Below are 17,633 nucleotides of genomic sequence, written 5' to 3' on the forward strand. Positions count from 1 at the left end.
AAAATATTTCAGGATTTTTGCGCCAGAAAAACATAAGCCGGAAGATATTCCCCCCGATCAAGCCGTATCGGAAATAATTGGCGTTCTAACAGGGCAAAACCACATTGTTGTAAAAGATTTTCAATATAACGGGCAGAATGGGTAAAACGCAGTGAAGGCTGTAAAATCATATCCTCACATGAACCGGCCGTACCTTCGCTATCAGGCCTGTCATGTGTTTCCACCGAGAAGGCAAATAGCCCTCCCTTGCGCAAACATTCTGCCGCAAGGGCAAATGCCCGCTCCAGCTGGCCGATATAAATAAACACATCCGCAGCCAAAATCATATCAGGCCGGGGCAGATTATCATCAACAAGATCCGATGACCGGCACTGATTGACATCTGCCTTGATCAAACGCGCATAAATCTGCTTTTCTTCTGCCTTTTTGAGCATAGCCTCAGAAAGATCGGCGCCGCTTAAAAGATCAGCGCTGCGATATATCTCACCGCCCATCAAGCCGGTACCGCAACCAAGATCAAGAATATGCTGAAAAATCCGCTCCGGATAATGTTTACGGATCAGTTGTGCCAGTTTTTGCGGCGCGCAATAATGCAGCTTTTCCACCAGGGCATGTTCAAAATCCGGTGCATAAGCATCAAAAAGCGCCTCAATATATGCAGGCGGCGCGGCATCAGGCGTTTTGCCCAAACCCGATTGAGCCAGTTTCAGCCCCGCGCCAAAACGATCTTGCGGATCAAGCTTGAGCAATTGCCGCCACAAGGCAACCGCCTCATCGGTCTGCCCGGCTTTTTCATACATTTCGCTGAGTAAAAACATGCCCGCAGGCCATTGCCCGCAGCCGGAATTTGCATAATCAAGCGCCTGACGCATCAAATCGGCTGCGGCGGCATAGTCGCCCGCCTCAGACATCATGACCGCATAATGAGCACGGCGATCCGCTATAAGATCGCCGGAAGATAAAAATGCTCGCGCCATTGTTTTCCGCATAATGTTGCGGCAGGCGGTATGCAGTGATACGCGGCTTTTGACAAGCGTTTTTTTATCATGTCTGTGACTTACACAAATCTGCCACAGGAAGGGCTATGTCAGGGCGTGGTTTTTACCCGGATTGCGTAAATATCAACACTCTTGCCCGCACCGCTCATATCGCTGATAAAAATGATGCGCCCGCTGCCTTTGGCTGGTTTTGTTTCCGGCATTGTCATATCAAATAACAGGCTGCTTTGCTGGTCTGTCACATCATAACGCTTGCGCCCGCAATTGCCCAATGCGCCAAAATCACAGCTGACCGACATCTGCACGGTGCCGCCGTCATCACTGCGCAGGATCACCTCAAAAGTTGCCTGTTTACCGCGAAGCTGATCCAAAACGCCTTTGCCGATATCAAAACTGACCGTATCCGCAGTACCTGGTGATTTGATACGCGCATAACGGGCATTACCGGAGCCGCCAATTTCTACCGTTGCCCTGCCCTGCACGGAAATGCGATCCGCCTGAGCGGCGGTGAATAAAGTCTGCCAGTCCTTACGATCTGCCTCATTACCCTGCAAGGCAGGCCCGGAACTGATGGCAGGACGGGACAAAGGACCTGACCTTACAGGTACAAAACTGTTATAAAATGACCAGCCGATAAAACCCGCTGTCAGCAGCAGACCCAGCGGCAAAACCAGTGACAGGAAACGGGAATTTTTGCGCTTTTTTCGTGGCGCAGGCTGTATATCCGGCTCATAACCAAGGTCAGGCTCGTGCGATTGCGCGCGGCGGCGTGACATTTTCTTATGGTTATTCTTCTTCTGGTTGTTTCGGGGACGGATATCCTCACGATCAAGATCAGGCATGCCCAGCCCGCCGTCATATTGCGGTGCGGCCTGACTTTCTGCCGCGGCAGGGCGCAGGCCAAGCGCCCGCATCTCCTGCTCAACGCGGGAAATAACATTTTTCAAACCGTCGCGGCGCTCGGTGCGCTGCTGATCGGAAAGCCTCGCATTCGCGGCCATAGCGCGCTCATGCGCACTCCAGACAGATTCGTAAATCCGCTGGCGCATTGCCGGATCAGTCGAATCCGCCTTGGCCAAAGCGTTGCGTATTGCACTTTCGATCCCTTGCAAAAACTATCCTTTCCAGGCTTCCGGTTCTGCTTTATGCAGAAAATTTAACGGATATACGCATTAACTGATTTTTAAGCTTTATAAAATCCCAACCGTTCAGGTGAGAAAAAAGATTATAAACAGCTTTAACATATTGTTCCACATAGATTTTTTACAAAAAATCCATCCGATTACGTTATTTTCAGATTATTTATTGCAAAAAATCCAAGCCTTTTCAGGGCATAAAAGCAGCATAGAAAATATTTTCTCACAAAATTTTTTAGTAAAACACATACAAGCCGCAAGCATTTCAATGCCGGTTTTCCATTTTTCCTTTGACAAGCGGACATAGCTTCCAACAATATGACTTTTACGTTTACGTCAAAATTTTGGATTTGTATCAATGGCTCTTCCCGACATTCTCAAACAGCATCTGCGCTTACCGGCAATTGGTGCGCCTCTCTTCATTATTGCCAATCCGGCGCTGGTTATGGCGCAATGTAAAAGCGGTATTATCGGCGCATTTCCGGCACTCAATGCCCGCACCACAGCACAACTTGATGAATGGCTGGCAGAAATTACGGAAGGATTACGGGATTATAATGCAGCGCATCCTGATCTGCCTGCAGCGCCTTTCGCTGTAAATCAGATTGTTCACCGCTCCAATCAGCGGCTTGAGCAGGATCTGGCACTTTGTGTAAAATATAAGGTGCCGGTGGTTATTTCTTCCCTCGGCGCCGTGCCGGAGGTTAATGCTGCCATTCATTCCTATGGTGGCATTGTGCTGCATGATGTGATCAATAACCGCCATGCCAATTCCGCAATCCGCAAAGGCGCAGACGGGCTGATTGCCGTTGCAGCCGGTGCCGGCGGCCATGCCGGAACCCTGTCGCCCTTTGCGCTGATAGCAGAAATCCGTGAATGGTTTGCAGGGCCGCTTGCCTTATCCGGCGCCATTTCCAGCGGCTCTGCCATTCTTGCGGCGCAGGCTATGGGAGCAGATCTTGCCTATATCGGCTCGCCATTTATTGCCACCACCCAGGCCAATGCTGTTGATGGCTATAAGGAAATGATCACCCAATCCAGCGCCAAGGATATTGTCTATTCCAATTATTTCACCGGTATTCACGGCAATTATCTGCGCCCGTCAATCGAGGCTGCCGGCATGGATCCCGATAATCTGCCGGAAGCCGACCCGAGCAAAATGGATTTTGCCAAGGCAAGCAGCGGCGCAAAAGCCTGGAAAGATATCTGGGGATGCGGCCAGGGTATCAATGCGGTTAAGGAAATTTTGCCGGCAGAAAAGCTTATTGCCAAATGGGCTAAAGAATATAAGCAAGCCAAAGCCGCACTCTGCGGGTAAAACCGCTTCAGGCACGCATTTGCCATCTTACTGGCATGCAAAAGCCCTGTAATGACAACGGCAGTTCATATCTGTAACGGAGCGGTTGCCAATCAACCGCTCCGCACAATTTTGCCCGGCTGCGCCCTGCCCTGTCATCTCACATAAGCAAAACATGGCAGCAGATAATTATGGCGCACCAAAGCCGCCGCCTGTCGGTGTTATCACCGTAAAGGCCTCTCCGGCCTGCAACACCACCTGATCACAGCCTTTCAACACCTCAACCGTGCCATCCTTGCGGCGCACCTCATTGCGTCCGGTCTCACCATCCCCGCCCCCCTCAAGCCCGAAAGGACGCACCCGGCGATGGCCGGAAAGAATGGCAAAATCCAGCTCTGTCAGCGCACGAATGGTGCGTTTGGTGCCATTACCCGCACACCATTTGCCGCGCCCGCCGGAATTTTCACGAATATGAAAATCCTCCAGCATGACCGGAAAACGGGTCTCCAGAATTTCCGGATCGGTAAGGCGCGAATTGGTCATATGGGTGTGAACCGCATCAGCACCATTAAAGCCCGGGCCTGCCGGTGCGCCCGAGCATATGGTTTCATAATATTGATAATGATCATTGCCGAAGGTCAGATTATTCATCGTGCCCTGTGCAGCCGCCATGGCTCCTGTTGCACCAAACAGGCAATTGGTCACCGCCTGACTGACCTCCACATTGCCAGCCACAACAGCCGCAGGAAAACGCGGCGACAGCATGGAACCTTGCGGAACAATGATTTTAATCGGGCGCAGACAGCCCGCATTCATCGGAATATCACCCTGCACCAATACACGAAAAACATATAGCACAGCAGCGCGGGTTACCGGCTCGGGCGCATTGAAATTATCTTCCCGCTGTGCGGATGTGCCGGTAAAATCAACCACAGCTTCACGCTTTTTGCGGTCGATTGTCAATTTCACCTCAATTTTGCAGCCCTGATCTATCTCATAGGTAAACCGGCCGTCAGGCAGCTGATCCAGTACACGGCGCACACTCTCGGCAGCATTATCCTGCACATGCCCCATATAGGCCCTGACAACATCCTCGCCGAAATGGGCAATCATTTTGCGCAATTCTGCCACGCCTTTTTCATTGGCGGCAATCTGCGCTTTCAGGTCATTGACATTCTGGGTGAGGTTGCGCACCGGATATCTGGCACCGGTGAGAAGCCTGCCAAGCTCCTCCTCGCAGAACCGCCCCTGATCGACCAGTTTAAAATTATCAATATAGACACCTTCCTGCTCAATATTCACCGCCAGCGGCGACATGGAACCAGGTGCAATACCGCCAATATCCGCATGGTGCCCGCGGCTGGCAACCCAAAAGCGGATTTCCGCCCCGCCATCATCAAAAACCGGTGTGCAAACCGTCAAATCGGGCAAGTGCGTGCCACCATTATAAGGCGCATTGATGAGAAAAACATCGCCAGGCCGGATCACCGGATTTTCACGGATCGCCGTTGCAACAGATGCATCCATAGAACCAAGATGCACCGGCATATGCGGAGCATTGGCCACCAGATTGCCTTGCGCATCAAAAACGGCACAGGAGAAATCCAGCCGCTCCTTGATATTGACCGAATAGGCCGTGTTCTGCAATGTCACGCCCATCTGTTCAGCAATCGACATGAAAAGATTGTTAAAAATCTCCAGCATCACAGGATCGGCCTGCGTGCCGATCGCCATGCGCTCCGGCAGGGCTTTGATGCGGGTGAGCACCACATGATCATGTCTGGTAAGACGCGCCTGCCAGCCATCTTCAACAATAATAGTCTGGTTTTTTTCGATAATAATTGCAGGCCCCGTCACAGTCTGACCGGGTTGCAAATCCTCACGCAGGACAATACCCGCATCATGAAATGCCCCTTGGGAATAAAACCGTGTCCGGCGCGTGGCTTGTGCCTCACCACTTTGCTCCGATGTGGCTGCGCGCTCATGTCCGGCCGCTCCGCCACCCACGGCCTCCACCTCCACGGCCTCAACCACCAGTGCTTTATTATCTGCAACAAAGCCAAAACGGCGCTTATGTGCCGCCTCAAAAGCCGCGCGCAAACGCGCCGCATGATCCGGAGCCGGATAACTTACCTCCACCGGCAGCAGCGTATCCGTGCCCGCATAGCGAATATGGGCGCGCAATATGCAATGCACAGCCTGCGCCTGTGCGCCTTGCGCCACCAGTTCGGCCACACATTCGGTGCTCAGTTCATCACCATAAGCGTGCAATAAAGCCGGCGCCGCATCATCCAGCGCAATGCCGGCGGTTTTCTGACGTGTGGCGCGAATATCCGCAAGCCCCATGCCATAGGCCGATAAAAGACCGGACATCGGGTGCAGCAGAATATGTTTTATCCCCAGCGCATCGGCCACAAGGCAGGCATGCTGCCCGCCCGCGCCGCCAAAGCAATTCAGCGCATAGCGGCTAACATCATAGCCGCGCTGTACGGAAATTTTCTTAATCGCTTCCACCATATTGGCAACAGCAATACGAATAAAACCATCCGCTACATTTTCTGCTGTGCGGCCATCGCCGATCTGTGCGGCAAGCGCGGTGAACAATGCACGCACACGCGCCACATCCAGCGGTTCATTTTGCGCCGCGCCGAAAATCGGCGGAAAATATTCCGGCAGCAATTTGCCAAGCATAACATTGGCGTCGGTCACAGCCAGCGGCCCGCCATTGCGGTAACAGGCCGGTCCCGGAAAGGCTCCGGCAGAATCCGGCCCGACACGGAAACGACCGGCATCATAATGCAAAACAGAGCCGCCGCCTGCCGCAACCGTGTGAATCAGCATCATTGGCGCACGCACACGCACACCGGCAACTTCCGTCTCAAAAGCGCGCTCATATTCGCCGTCAAAATGCGCCACATCCGTGGAGGTTCCGCCCATATCAAAGCCGATGACCTGACCAAAACCGGCCGTCTCACCGGTGCGCGCCAGCCCGACAACCCCGCCCGCAGGCCCGGAAAGAATGGCATCCTTGCCCTGAAACATATCTGCGGCAGTAAGCCCGCCGGAAGACATCATAAACATCAGCCTTGTGCCGGTGCGCTCCACATCCAGCTCACGCGCAACCTGTGCCACATAGCGGCGCAGAACCGGCGACAAATAGGCATCAACCACGGTTGTATCGCCGCGCCCCACCAGCTTGATGAGTGGTGAAACCTCATGGCTGACAGAGACCTGACTGATACCGATCTCACGGGCAATTGCGGCAACAGCGGCCTCATGACCCGGAAATTTATACGCATGCATAAAAACAATAGCGACAGCATCATAGCCCTGCATTTTCAGGGCGCGCAAGGATGCCTGCGCCTGTGCAATATCAAGCGGAACCTCTATACTGCCATCAGCCAGCACGCGCTCATCAATCTCCACCACACAGTCATAAAGCGCATCCGGCTTAATAATTTCAGTGGCAAAAATATTCTTGCGCTCCTGATAGCCGATACGCAGCGCATCACGAAAACCTCTGGTGGTGATCAGTGCCAGTTTTTCGCCCTTGCGCTCAAGCAGCGCATTGGTGGCAACAGTGGTGCCCATGCGCACTTCAGCAATTTTGCCGGCCGGCACCGGCGCACCGGCTGCAAGCCCCAAAAGCTGGCGGATACCATGCACCGCAGCATCGGGATAGGCTGCGGGATTTTCTGACAGAACTTTACAACTATGTAAAATGCCTTGTTCATCACGGCCGATAATATCGGTAAATGTGCCGCCGCGATCAATCCAGAAATCCCACATGCCCTGCCCCGTACCGTTTATTATCTGTGTTCTTCAGATCTTGAAGCTGCCCGCTGCAGAATTTCAACCACCATTTCTGAGGCTTTCTGCAGGGAGCGAACCGGTAAAAACTCATAAATAGAGTGGAAATTATGCGCCCCGCAAAACAGGTTCGGGCATGGCAGGCCTTTTTCTGAAAGAACCGCGCCGTCATAGCCCCCGCGCATAGGAATGGCATTTGGCTCAACGCCAATGGCTTTCATTGCCTCCAGTGCCAGTTCCACAGGGTAACGGTTGCCTTGCAGGCTTTCTGCCGCATTGCGATACATCGGGCGATAGTCCACACTCACGGTCTGTTCGCCATAGAGCTGGTTGAAACTTGCTGCCAGCTTTTGCAAAAACTGATGCCGCGCCTCGTAGCCGGCTTTGATGAAATCCCGGATATCCACCACGATTTTTGCCTCGGCAACGCTACCCTGAATGCCCTTGACCCAATAATAGCCTTCACGGTTCTCAGTATATTCCGGCCGCTCGCCGGCGGGCAACATAGCAATAAATTGCTGCGCATAAAGTATAGCATTGCGCAACTTGCCCTTGGCTGACATCGGGTGAGCTGTCTGCCCGCGGAAAGTGATGTGAAACTCACCGGCATTCCAGTTTTCATAAACAATTTCGCCCACGGCACAGCAATCAAGCGTATAGGCAAAATCTGCCTCAAGGCTTGGCACATCCAGCGCCTTGGCACCCAGAAGGCCAATTTCCTCATCCGGCACAAACACCACTTTTACCGTGCCGTGCTCAATCTGCGGATTATCGCGCAAGACCTGCATGGCATGCATGATCTCGGCAATTGCTGATTTATTATCCGCGCCTAACAGGCTGGTGCCGTCCGTGACGATGATCCGGTCGCCCTGATAATTTTGCAATTCCGGAAATTCTTCCAGCCGCATCACAATATCGCGCTCCTTGTTCAGCACAATATCGCCGCCATTATACGCAACAACCTGCGCATGGGTGTCGGTATTATATTCGCTGCTGGTATCCATATGGGCAACCCAGGCAATAGTGGGCACCTTGCGCGATGCATCTTTGATATTAGATTGCAGGGTGCCAACCACAATGGAATGAGCCCGCATCTCAACCGACAAGCCCAGATCGCGCAGCTCCTGTGCCAGAAGATTGGCAAGCACAGTCTGCCCGTCGCTGGACGGCAGGCGGCCTGCATCCGGCACAGCGGTTGTATTAATCCGCGTATAATTCAGGAAGCGTTCAACAATATCCATCGGACTTTTCTCAATTCACTCCGGCGGGGGCTCTCTGCGGTTTTTTTTTGGCACAGCCAGTGTTCAAATAAAAATCGCCGCAGCCATCCGCATGCTTTGTTTTTTGCATTATCCGGACATAAAACCGCATCGCGATTTTAACGGAAATGCTCTGTAAAAACGGCGCCTGCAACAGCGCCGTTTTGTGCAATATTTTCAGGCTATACCTTTCAAAAGACGGGCTTATTCCTCAATATCCACATCCTCAAACAGGAAACCGCCAAAAGGATCCACCCGGAAATCCTTAACCTTGGCGCTCAGCGGCTGCTCCACAATCTGATGGGCAATTGTGAGCCATGGTGCCTGCTCCTTGAAAATCACCTGTGCCTGCTCATAAAGCTTGGCGCGCTCGGCCTGATCGGTGGTGAGCTTGGCTGCCTGAATAAGTTTTTCAAAATCAGCATTGCACCAATTGGCGCGGTTACTGCTGCCAACGGCCTCGCAGCCCAGCAGCGCCGCAAGGAAATTATCAGGATCGGCAATACCGCCGGTCCAGCCCAGCATCACCGCCCCGTCACGGTCCTTTTCAAGCGACCGTTTCAGATATTCGCTCCAGTCATAGGTCACAATTTCAGCCTTGACGCCAACCTTTGCCAGATCCGCCTGCATCAATTCAGCCGCGCGGCGGGCATTGGGCATATAAGGGCGCTGCACCGGCATAGCCCATAATTGCATGGACAGGTCTTTTACCCCGGCTTCTTCAAGCAGTTTGCGTGACTGTTCCGCATCATAAGGATCATCCTTGATATCCTTATTATATCCCCACACACCCGGCGGCAGCGGATTAACCGCAACAATGCCTGTGGTTTCAAACACCGCATCAATGATTGCCTGTTTATTAATCGCCATATTAAGGGCTTTGCGCACCCGCACATCATCGAACGGGGCTTTTGTCGTATTATAGGCCAGGAATGCGATATTCATCGCTTCCTTGGACAGGATATTGATCGACTTATCCTCCTTCATCTCCGCAAGATCTGCAGGATTAGGATAGGCGATAATATGGCATTCTCCGGCTTTCAGCTTCTGATAGCGCACTGATGCATCCGGTGTGATCGCAAAAATAAGATTATCAATTTTCTGCTTGCCGCCCCAATAATCCGGATTGGCCTGATAGCGGATTGCGCTGTTTGTCTGATAACCGACAAATTGATAAGGGCCTGTGCCGATTGGCATCTGGTTGAACTGATCAATATTGCCTTCTGCAAGCAGCTTATCGGCATATTCCTTGGATTGAATCACCGCAAATGTCAGCGACAGGGTTGCGATCATGGTCGCTTCAGGGCGGGTGAGAATGAATTTCACCGTATGATCATCGATTTTCTTAATTTCCTTGATCAGCGCGGGAAAAGAATAAGCGCCATATTGCGGCCATGTACCCTTACCGTAAAACGGATTATCCTTATTGCCCTGACGGTCAAAGGTAAAAATCACATCATCGGCATTAAATTCCCGTGTTGGGGTAAAATAGCTCGTGGTGTGGAATTTCACACCCTTGCGCAGCTTAAATGTATATTCCTTGCCGTCTTCCGAGATTTCCCAGCTTTCTGCCAGCCCGGGCTCCAATTCGGTTGAACCGCGCCTGATCTTGATCAAACCGTTGGAAATATTACGTGCAGAGGCATCATAAGTCGCGCCTGACGTTGTCATGGCGGCATCAAAGCCGTCTGGTGCTGCTTCAGAGCAGTAAATCAGCGTTTTGGCTGCCGCCGGCATCAAGGCCGCAGCACTGACCGCAATCATTGCCGCCGATGCTGAAAGCAGTTTTTTATATATATTCATTATCCGTTTTCCGATCCCGTTTTCCGAGTTCTGAATGATATCGCAGGCAAAATGCATTATGCAGCTGACCAATCCGATATCCATTCCCCCATCTGCGCCTTGTGCAGGCAGCGTGATTCCATAACTATAATAGTTGTATGTTTCCGGCGCCAACGCCATTGATTATTTTTTACAAATTTACTTTTATTCAAAATATTTAAAATTTAACATGAGAGAAAAATTCCAAAGGCCGCCGACATGAAATATTTTTACGGATTATCCGGCGTGCCGGCGCTTCTGTTTTTGGCATATGTTACAAGCGCCCATGCCGCAGGAACAAACTGGCAGCCCATTGAAAAAACACAGACCTATGCCATTTCCGGCCGCACAGGTGCACAGCTTTATCACTCCATCGGGCAAAACGGGCCGCGGATCAACAAAAGCAACGGCAAAAATATCCGCACGATTGCGCACACCAATTTCACGCTGACATGGGCACGACGCTATAAAACCGACGACGGTAATTGCACATTGGTTTCAGCCACCCCCAAACTGACAATCACCTATACTTTGCCGAAACCTGCACAAAAGCTGCCCCCCCGAGACCGCAAAATTATGGGCAGTTTTTATTGCCGGTATTGAACAGCATGAGCATGTGCATGGTGAATATATCAAGGAGATGGTACGCAAGATCGAGATGGCAACCACAGGTATGTCTGTTGCCAATGACCCCCGATGCCGGAAGTTCAAAACCGAACTGAACAAGGTTTTATCAGCACTGTTTCAGGAGCAACGTCAGAAAGGCCGTGACTTTGACCGCGCTGATATGGCAGAAGGCGGCAATATTCATCAACTTATTCTGGGGCTGGTCAACGGACACTGAAATGCAGAAACCGCGCATTATGAACCAAAACAACACTTGAATGATGCGCCGGAGAATTTTATCAGCACTTGAAAATATTTTAATACAAATGCGCGGGCAAATCTGCCAGCATAACACAATGCGCCTTAAAACGCCTTACCTCAGGGTTATACAATGATCTCTGCATTCATCATAAACAGCCAGCCGGAAGCATTATGAAGCAGCTCAGCTTTTTTGAAATTCTCAGCTTTGGTCCGGATGGCTGGGGAAAGGTACTGCTTATCGGTGCAATGATGAGTGTTACCCTTGCTGTCTCCGGCTTTTTGCTTGGCGCGGTTATCGGAGTTTTCGGTGCCTGGGCAAAAATCTCCGGCGGGCGTATAATCCGCGCAATTGCCGATGGCTATACCACCATTATTCGCGGTATTCCTGATCTTCTGATCATCTACCTGTTTTATTTCGGCGGCAGTGCTGCCATCACTGCCATTGGAAAATTCTTCGGCTCAGAAGGTTTTCTCGGTTTTCCGGGTTTTCTTGCCGGCGTGCTGGCCATTGCCATTTCTTGTGGCGCCCATCACACAGAGGTTTTTCGCGGCGCCTTCAAGGCTGTTGCCAAAGGCGAGATTGAAGCCGCTACCGCTTGCGGCATGGGGCGCTGGCTCAAATTCCGCCGCATTATTGCGCCTTTATCGCTGCGCCATGCCCTGCCCGGTCTTGGTAATGTCTGGCAGGTAAGCCTGAAAGAATCCGCGCTGGTCTCCGTTACCGGTGTGGTGGAACTGCTGCGGCAAGCACAGATCGGCGCAGGCTCCACCGGCCTGCCATTCAATTTCTTCCTGATTGCCGGTGCGCTTTATCTTTTGATTTCCTCTGTCTCAGGCAGCCTGTTGCAAATGGCAGAGCGTTACTTCTCCCGCGGCGTAAGGAGAGCCTGATGAGTTTTGACTTTTTCATACAATCTTTCATGGCTATGGCGGCAGGCATTCCGCTGACGCTGAAACTTGCATCCAGCGCCATTGCGCTTGGGGCCTGCCTTGCGCTGCTGATTGCCATGATGCGCCTGTCCGGCATTGCTGTGCTGGACTGGATTGCCCGTATTTATATTTTTATCTTTCGCGGCACGCCGCTTCTGGTGCAGATTTTCATCATTTATTACGGTCTGAGCCAGTTTCCTGTCATCCGTTATTCTTTTCTGTGGCCGGTTCTGCGTGAAGCTTACTGGTGCGCCATTATTGCGCTGACCATGAATACAGCCGCCTATGCCGGAGAGATTATCCGTGGCGGCCTGCTTTCTGTGCCCCACGGGCAGGTTGAAGCAGCCAAAGCCTGCGGCATGTCGCGTTTTACCTGTTTTCGCCGCATTATCATGCCGCTTGCCATACGTCAGGCTTTGCCGGCCTATGGCAATGAGATGATCTCCATGGTCAAGGCCACATCGCTTGCCTCAATCATCACGCTGATGGAAGTAACAGGGATTGCCGCCAAGCTGATTGCCGAAAGCTACCGTGCGATTGAAATTTTTATTGTTGCCGGCGCCATTTACCTGATCATCAATTTTGTGCTGACGCGGCTTCTTCTTCTGGCTGAATATCGCCTGACGCCTTATCTGCGCCAGCCCGTTCCTGCCGATATAGCACTTGCCGGCGTTAAAGCTCCTACAGGGGGAAAATCATCGTGAGTCAATTAATCTCTCCTTCCGCGCCGGTGGCTTTGAAAGTCGAGGGCTTGCGTAAAAATTTCGGCCAAGTGGAAGTGCTCAAGGGTATCTCGCTTGAAGCCCGAGAGGGTGAAGTGATTTCCATTCTCGGCTCATCCGGATCGGGCAAATCCACATTGCTGCGCTGCATCAATCTTCTGGAAATTCCGACAGCCGGCAAAGTGACAATTTCCGGCGAGACCATTAAAATGGCGCAAAATTCCAAAGGTGAGAACTATCCCGCAGATAAAAAACAGATCTCGCGCATCCGTTCAGAACTTGGCATGGTGTTCCAGAATTTCAATCTCTGGTCACACAAGACCATTCTGGAAAATGTGATTGAGGCGCCAATCTATGTGCAGCGGCGCAATCGCACGGAAGTGATTGAAGAAGCAGAAGCCCTGCTTGCCAAAGTGGGCATTGCCGATAAGCGTCATTATTACCCCGCGCATCTGTCCGGCGGGCAACAGCAACGTGCCGCAATTGCCCGTGCATTGGCCATGAAGCCAAAAGTTATGCTGTTTGACGAGCCGACTTCCGCGCTTGATCCGGAGCTGGTGGGCGAAGTGTTGCGTGTGATGCGCAGCCTTGCTGAAGAAGGGCGCACCATGCTGGTTGTGACCCATGAAATGGGCTTTGCCCGCGATGTCTCTAACCGCGTGATTTTTGTGCATCAAGGCCAGGTTGAGGAAGACGGTGCACCGGCAGATGTCTTCAGCAATTCCAGATCCGAGCGCTTCCGCAAATTCATTGCGCATGAAAACGCAGCCTGAATTATTATTTTTCTCCAACAAGGTGCTTCTATGAAAACCAGACTTCTCACCAAATCACTTATCGCCTCTGGCGCGATGCTTGCCGCCCTGTCGGCCAGCCTTACCGCACAGGCAGAAGAAAAAAAATGGACAAAGGTCACCATCGCCACAGAAGGTGCTTATCGTCCTTATAATTTCACCAGGGCAGACGGCACGCTTGACGGCTATGAAATTGAGCTCAGCAAATATCTCTGCGATCATATGAAAGTGGAATGCACCCTTGTTGCAACACCATTTGACAGCATGATACCGGCGCTCAATGCCGGCAAGTTTGATGCAATTATGGCAGGCCTCACCGCTACTGCCAAACGTGAGGAAACCATTGATTTTTCCGTTTCCTATGGGCTGACACCACAGACTTTTGCCACGCTGAAAGACAGCCCTTTTGCCAAATTGCCCCATAGCGGCGAAACGCTTTATCTTGCAAAAGATGATGAAGAAACCAAAAAAGCACTCAGCGAATTTGCCACATCAATTGAAGGCCGCACCATTGGCGTGCAAACCGCTTCGCTCGGCCTGACCCTGCTTAATACTTATTTCAAGGACGGCACTGATATCCGTGAATACAAAACCACAGAACAGCACGATCTGGATCTCAAATCCGGCCGTGTTGATCTGGTTGTTGCCTCACTGGCCTATCTGGCCGATGCCGCCAAAAAACCGGGTAATGAAGATATGGTTCTGACCGGCCCTTACTTCAAAGGCGGCGTGCTGGGGCGTGGCGTTGCCGTTGGCCTGCGCAAAAACGAGCCTGAACTGCAAAAAATGTTCAGCGAAGCCATTGAGGCAGCAAAGGCAGACGGCACCATCAAAAAACTGTCTGAAAAATGGTTTGGTTTCGACGTAACCCCATAACCTGATGAACAGGCATATTTTAATTTATGGCCGCATATTCTGCGGCCATATTTTTATCGGCCTGCCAAAGATTGGCAAGAAAACAACCCTTGCGCCGTTATTTTGGAAATGCCTGCTTTGCCTTTTGTTTCACAAGAAGGTAAGTTTCTGATATTTCAAGAAAAATGAGGCAGGAAAGGCAATCAATATGGTTATGATTGACCGCACTTTCTTTAACCTGCAAGCGATATGATCATGAGCACAGCAAAAACCTGTTCTGCCATTGCGCCCACACCGGTTCAATTGCGTGCCAGCGCCTTGCTGGCAGGCATTGAAAATATGCTGGCAGCACTCTGTGCGGTTTTACTTGGCGCATTGCTGCTGATTGTGCTGATAGCGGTTATATTACGCTACGGCTTCAATACCGGGCTTACCGGCACTGAAGAACTGGCCATCTGGTTTTATATTGCATTGATAGCCTTTGGTGCGCCGCTGGCCATTAATGCGGCACTGGCCATGCGGCTTGATCTGTTAACAGCGCGTCTTACGCCTGCAGGCCAGCGCATCACCACCATTATTGCCGATATTTTTACCCTGATGAGCGGGCTGGTTTTGGGTTTTGGCAGCGCGCGGATTGCAACACTTCTTGGCGGCATTTCTCCCGCACTCGGCCTGCCGGAATGGATCCGGTTCGGATTTATGGGGCTTGGCGGTGTTTTCATTCTGATTGTTTGCGCCTTGCAACGCATCAGCGAAAATAAAATACCCGATCTGCTGATTGCCTTTCTGATCGCGGCCACCCTTTATAGTGCTGTCAGCCATATCCATCTCGACACTGATCTGCATCCGAGCATGATTTTGGGGATAATAACATTTATCGGCCTGCTGGCGGCTGCCCCGCTGCCCCATGCTTTTCTCACCGGCGCTTATTGTGCCATCGCCTTTGGCAGCACCCTGCCGGAACCGGCCGTTGTATCAACCACAGTCAGCGGTCTTTCCAAATTCCTGCTTCTGGCCATCCCGTTTTTTCTTCTGGCCGGCAACCTGCTCACGGCTGCGGGACTTGCACAAAAGATCATACAATTTGCCGCCTCTCTTGTAGGGCATCACCGTGGCGGACTTGCACAAACAACATTACTTACAAGTGTATTATTTTCAGGCACTTCCGGCTCTTCCGTGGCCAATGCCGCTTTTGGCGCGGCAACCTTTCAGCCGGAACTGGTCAAACACGGTTATCCTCCGGTACAGGCCGGAGCAATTATCGCGGCCTCATCGGTGCTGGATAATGTCATCCCGCCTTCCATTGCCTTTCTCATTCTGGCAACGGCTACCAATCTCTCGGTTGGCGCATTGCTGGTCGGCGGGTTCTTTGCCGGTGCCATTATGGCAATCTGCCTTGCAGTTGCCATTCACCTGACTGTGCATAATCAGATTGCCCGGCCCCGCGCCGGCGGGCGGGAGAAGCTGCAATCCGCTTTCAGCGCATTACCGGCCTTTGGCCTTGGCATTATCGTTGTTGCAGGCATCCGCATGGGCATTGTCACCACAACGGAAGCCGCGGCTCTTGCCGCTTTCTACACGCTGATCACTGCCATAACCGGCAAAGTTCGCCTCGCCGCGCTTTACGATATTTTCAAACAATCCGGCAAGGAGGCTTCTGCCATCGGCCTGCTGATCGGCACTGCCGGCCCCTTTGCCTTTTTGCTGGCAGTGGATGATATTTCCGGCACAGTTTCCGGCCTCATAACCGGCTTTACTGCCAATCCCGTTATGATCCTGATCATCATCAATCTTGTGCTGCTGATTGCCGGCCTTGTGCTGGATATTGGCGCGGCGATTTTGCTGTTCGGCCCGATTTTTATGCCAATAGCTGTTGCCGCCGGAATTGATCCCATAATGTTTGGCATCATTCTCGTCGTCAATCTGATGCTTGGCGGGCTGACCCCGCCGGCGGGCATGCTGATTTTTGTAGTAAGCGGCATAACCCGTCTGCCCGCCACAGCCTTGTTCAGGGCTGTAATACCTTATTTCATCGCATTGTTGTTTTCACTCGTCATTCTTTGCGCATGGGCGCTTTTTGCCTGACTGGTTTTCTGTAAGGACTATCCGCCATGACCACATTTGACCGCCGCCATTTTCTGCATATTGCAGCCCTTGGCGCTGCCAATGCCCTTGCCATGCCGGCACTCATTCGCAAGGCACAGGCCAAAACCACCGTGACCATTGCCTCGCTATTTGGCGATGATAAGCCGGAAACCAGAATCTGGCTGAAAATCCGCGATCTTGCGGAAGAGCAATTGCCTGGCCAGTTCCGCTTCAATATTGTTAAGGACAGCGCCCTTGGCGGCGAAAAGGAAGTGGCTGAAGGTATACGCCTTGGCTCGGTGCAAGGCAGTCTCTCCACTGTTTCGGCCTTATCCGGCTGGGTGCCGGAGCTGCAAATTCTCGATTTGCCATTCCTGTTCAAGGATGCAGACCATGTGCTGAAAACCGTACAGGGTGCTACCGGCAATGACCTGAAGGACAAGCTGAAAGCCCAGAATTTTATCGCCACCGCTTTTATCAATTATGGCGCGCGGCATTTGCTGAGCAAAGAGGCCGTGGTCAGGCCGGAACAAATCAAAGGCAAACACATCCGCGTTATTCAAAGCCCGCTGCATACCAAACTCTGGAACAATCTTGGCACCACGCCGGTCGGCATTCCTGTAACCGAGACCTATAATGCGCTGCAAACCGGCGTTGTTGATGCGATGGATTTGACAAAATCGGCCTATGCGGGTTTCAGGCTTTATGAGGTCGTGCCTTTTATTACAGAAACAGGGCATATCTGGGCATCAGGCGTCGTATATTTCTCTGCCCCGTTCTGGAACAGCCTCAATGCAGAACAGCAACAGGTATTGCAGCAGGCCTCTATGGAAGCGGCAGATTATTTCAACCAGCTGATTATTGAGGATGAGGCTGCAGCCATTGCCACAGCCAAACAACATGGCGCACAGGTTCTGGTGCCGGAAGATCATGATGAATGGCAGGCCGGAGCCAAAACCGTGTGGGATGATTTTGCACCGATTGTTGGCGGCATTGACCGGGTCAATGCGATTAAAGCTTTATAACCGCCGCGATAAAAAGCTACTCCCTGTCCGGTTTCAA

The 17,633-nt window shown here is 51.9% G+C and carries 12 protein-coding genes and 1 pseudogene; 8 read left to right on the forward strand and 5 right to left on the reverse strand.

What is annotated here, in order from left to right; translation table 11 throughout:
• Positions 1-8: 8 nt before the first annotated feature.
• The gene (locus ACSTTO_RS13160) at positions 9-977 is read right to left on the reverse strand and encodes a class I SAM-dependent DNA methyltransferase (RefSeq protein ID WP_439273684.1); all 969 of its coding nucleotides are present in this window, start codon (positions 975-977) and stop codon (positions 9-11) included.
• 110 nt (positions 978-1,087) lie between these two features.
• Positions 1,088-2,110 carry a hypothetical protein gene (locus ACSTTO_RS13165; protein WP_439273685.1) on the reverse strand — a complete coding sequence of 341 codons (1,023 nt, stop codon included), beginning with the start codon at positions 2,108-2,110 and terminating at the stop codon, positions 1,088-1,090.
• A 382-nt stretch (positions 2,111-2,492) separates the two neighbouring features.
• On the opposite strand from ACSTTO_RS13165, the gene ACSTTO_RS13170 reads away from it, so the two are divergent.
• Positions 2,493-3,452: an NAD(P)H-dependent flavin oxidoreductase gene (locus ACSTTO_RS13170; protein WP_439273686.1), complete on the forward strand. Its 960-nt coding sequence runs from the start codon at positions 2,493-2,495 to the stop codon at positions 3,450-3,452.
• Between the two features lie 168 nt (positions 3,453-3,620).
• Here ACSTTO_RS13170 and ACSTTO_RS13175 read toward each other — a convergent pair whose 3' ends face one another.
• From ACSTTO_RS13175 to ACSTTO_RS13185, 3 genes are all read right to left on the reverse strand, one after another.
• A complete protein-coding gene (locus ACSTTO_RS13175; protein WP_439273687.1) occupies positions 3,621-7,220 on the reverse strand; it encodes a hydantoinase B/oxoprolinase family protein in 3,600 nt (1,199 codons plus the stop codon).
• A gap of 20 nt (positions 7,221-7,240) precedes the next feature.
• Positions 7,241-8,482 carry a peptidase T gene (gene pepT / locus ACSTTO_RS13180; RefSeq protein WP_439273688.1) on the reverse strand — a complete coding sequence of 414 codons (1,242 nt, stop codon included), beginning with the start codon at positions 8,480-8,482 and terminating at the stop codon, positions 7,241-7,243.
• Between the two features lie 222 nt (positions 8,483-8,704).
• Complete coding sequence (locus ACSTTO_RS13185) at positions 8,705-10,303, reverse strand: ABC transporter substrate-binding protein (RefSeq protein ID WP_439273689.1); 1,599 nt, start codon at positions 10,301-10,303, stop codon at positions 8,705-8,707.
• A 237-nt stretch (positions 10,304-10,540) separates the two neighbouring features.
• On the opposite strand from ACSTTO_RS13185, the pseudogene ACSTTO_RS13190 reads away from it, so the two are divergent.
• From ACSTTO_RS13190 to ACSTTO_RS13220, 7 genes and pseudogenes are all read left to right on the forward strand, one after another.
• Positions 10,541-11,165 (forward strand): annotated as a pseudogene (locus ACSTTO_RS13190) (DUF922 domain-containing Zn-dependent protease).
• 194 nt (positions 11,166-11,359) lie between these two features.
• The gene (locus ACSTTO_RS13195) at positions 11,360-12,079 is read left to right on the forward strand and encodes an ABC transporter permease (protein ID WP_439273690.1); all 720 of its coding nucleotides are present in this window, start codon (positions 11,360-11,362) and stop codon (positions 12,077-12,079) included.
• Positions 12,079-12,822: an ABC transporter permease gene (locus tag ACSTTO_RS13200; RefSeq protein ID WP_439273691.1), complete on the forward strand. Its 744-nt coding sequence runs from the start codon at positions 12,079-12,081 to the stop codon at positions 12,820-12,822. Before ACSTTO_RS13195 ends, ACSTTO_RS13200 begins: the two co-directional genes overlap by 1 nt.
• Positions 12,819-13,613, forward strand: a complete 795-nt coding sequence (locus ACSTTO_RS13205) for an ABC transporter ATP-binding protein (protein ID WP_439273692.1) — start codon at positions 12,819-12,821, stop codon at positions 13,611-13,613. Before ACSTTO_RS13200 ends, ACSTTO_RS13205 begins: the two co-directional genes overlap by 4 nt.
• A 30-nt stretch (positions 13,614-13,643) precedes the next feature.
• The gene (locus ACSTTO_RS13210; protein WP_439273693.1) at positions 13,644-14,507 is read left to right on the forward strand and encodes a transporter substrate-binding domain-containing protein; all 864 of its coding nucleotides are present in this window, start codon (positions 13,644-13,646) and stop codon (positions 14,505-14,507) included.
• A 234-nt stretch (positions 14,508-14,741) separates the two neighbouring features.
• The gene (locus ACSTTO_RS13215) at positions 14,742-16,571 is read left to right on the forward strand and encodes a TRAP transporter large permease (RefSeq protein WP_439273695.1); all 1,830 of its coding nucleotides are present in this window, start codon (positions 14,742-14,744) and stop codon (positions 16,569-16,571) included.
• A 26-nt stretch (positions 16,572-16,597) separates the two neighbouring features.
• Positions 16,598-17,596, forward strand: coding sequence for a TRAP transporter substrate-binding protein (locus ACSTTO_RS13220; RefSeq protein ID WP_439273696.1), 999 nt, complete (start codon positions 16,598-16,600; stop codon positions 17,594-17,596).
• The last annotated feature ends 37 nt before the right edge of the window (positions 17,597-17,633 follow it).

This window comes from Pseudochrobactrum albidum, from assembly GCF_051851455.1.
In the GTDB taxonomy this organism is placed as follows: Bacteria; Pseudomonadota; Alphaproteobacteria; order Rhizobiales; family Rhizobiaceae; genus Pseudochrobactrum.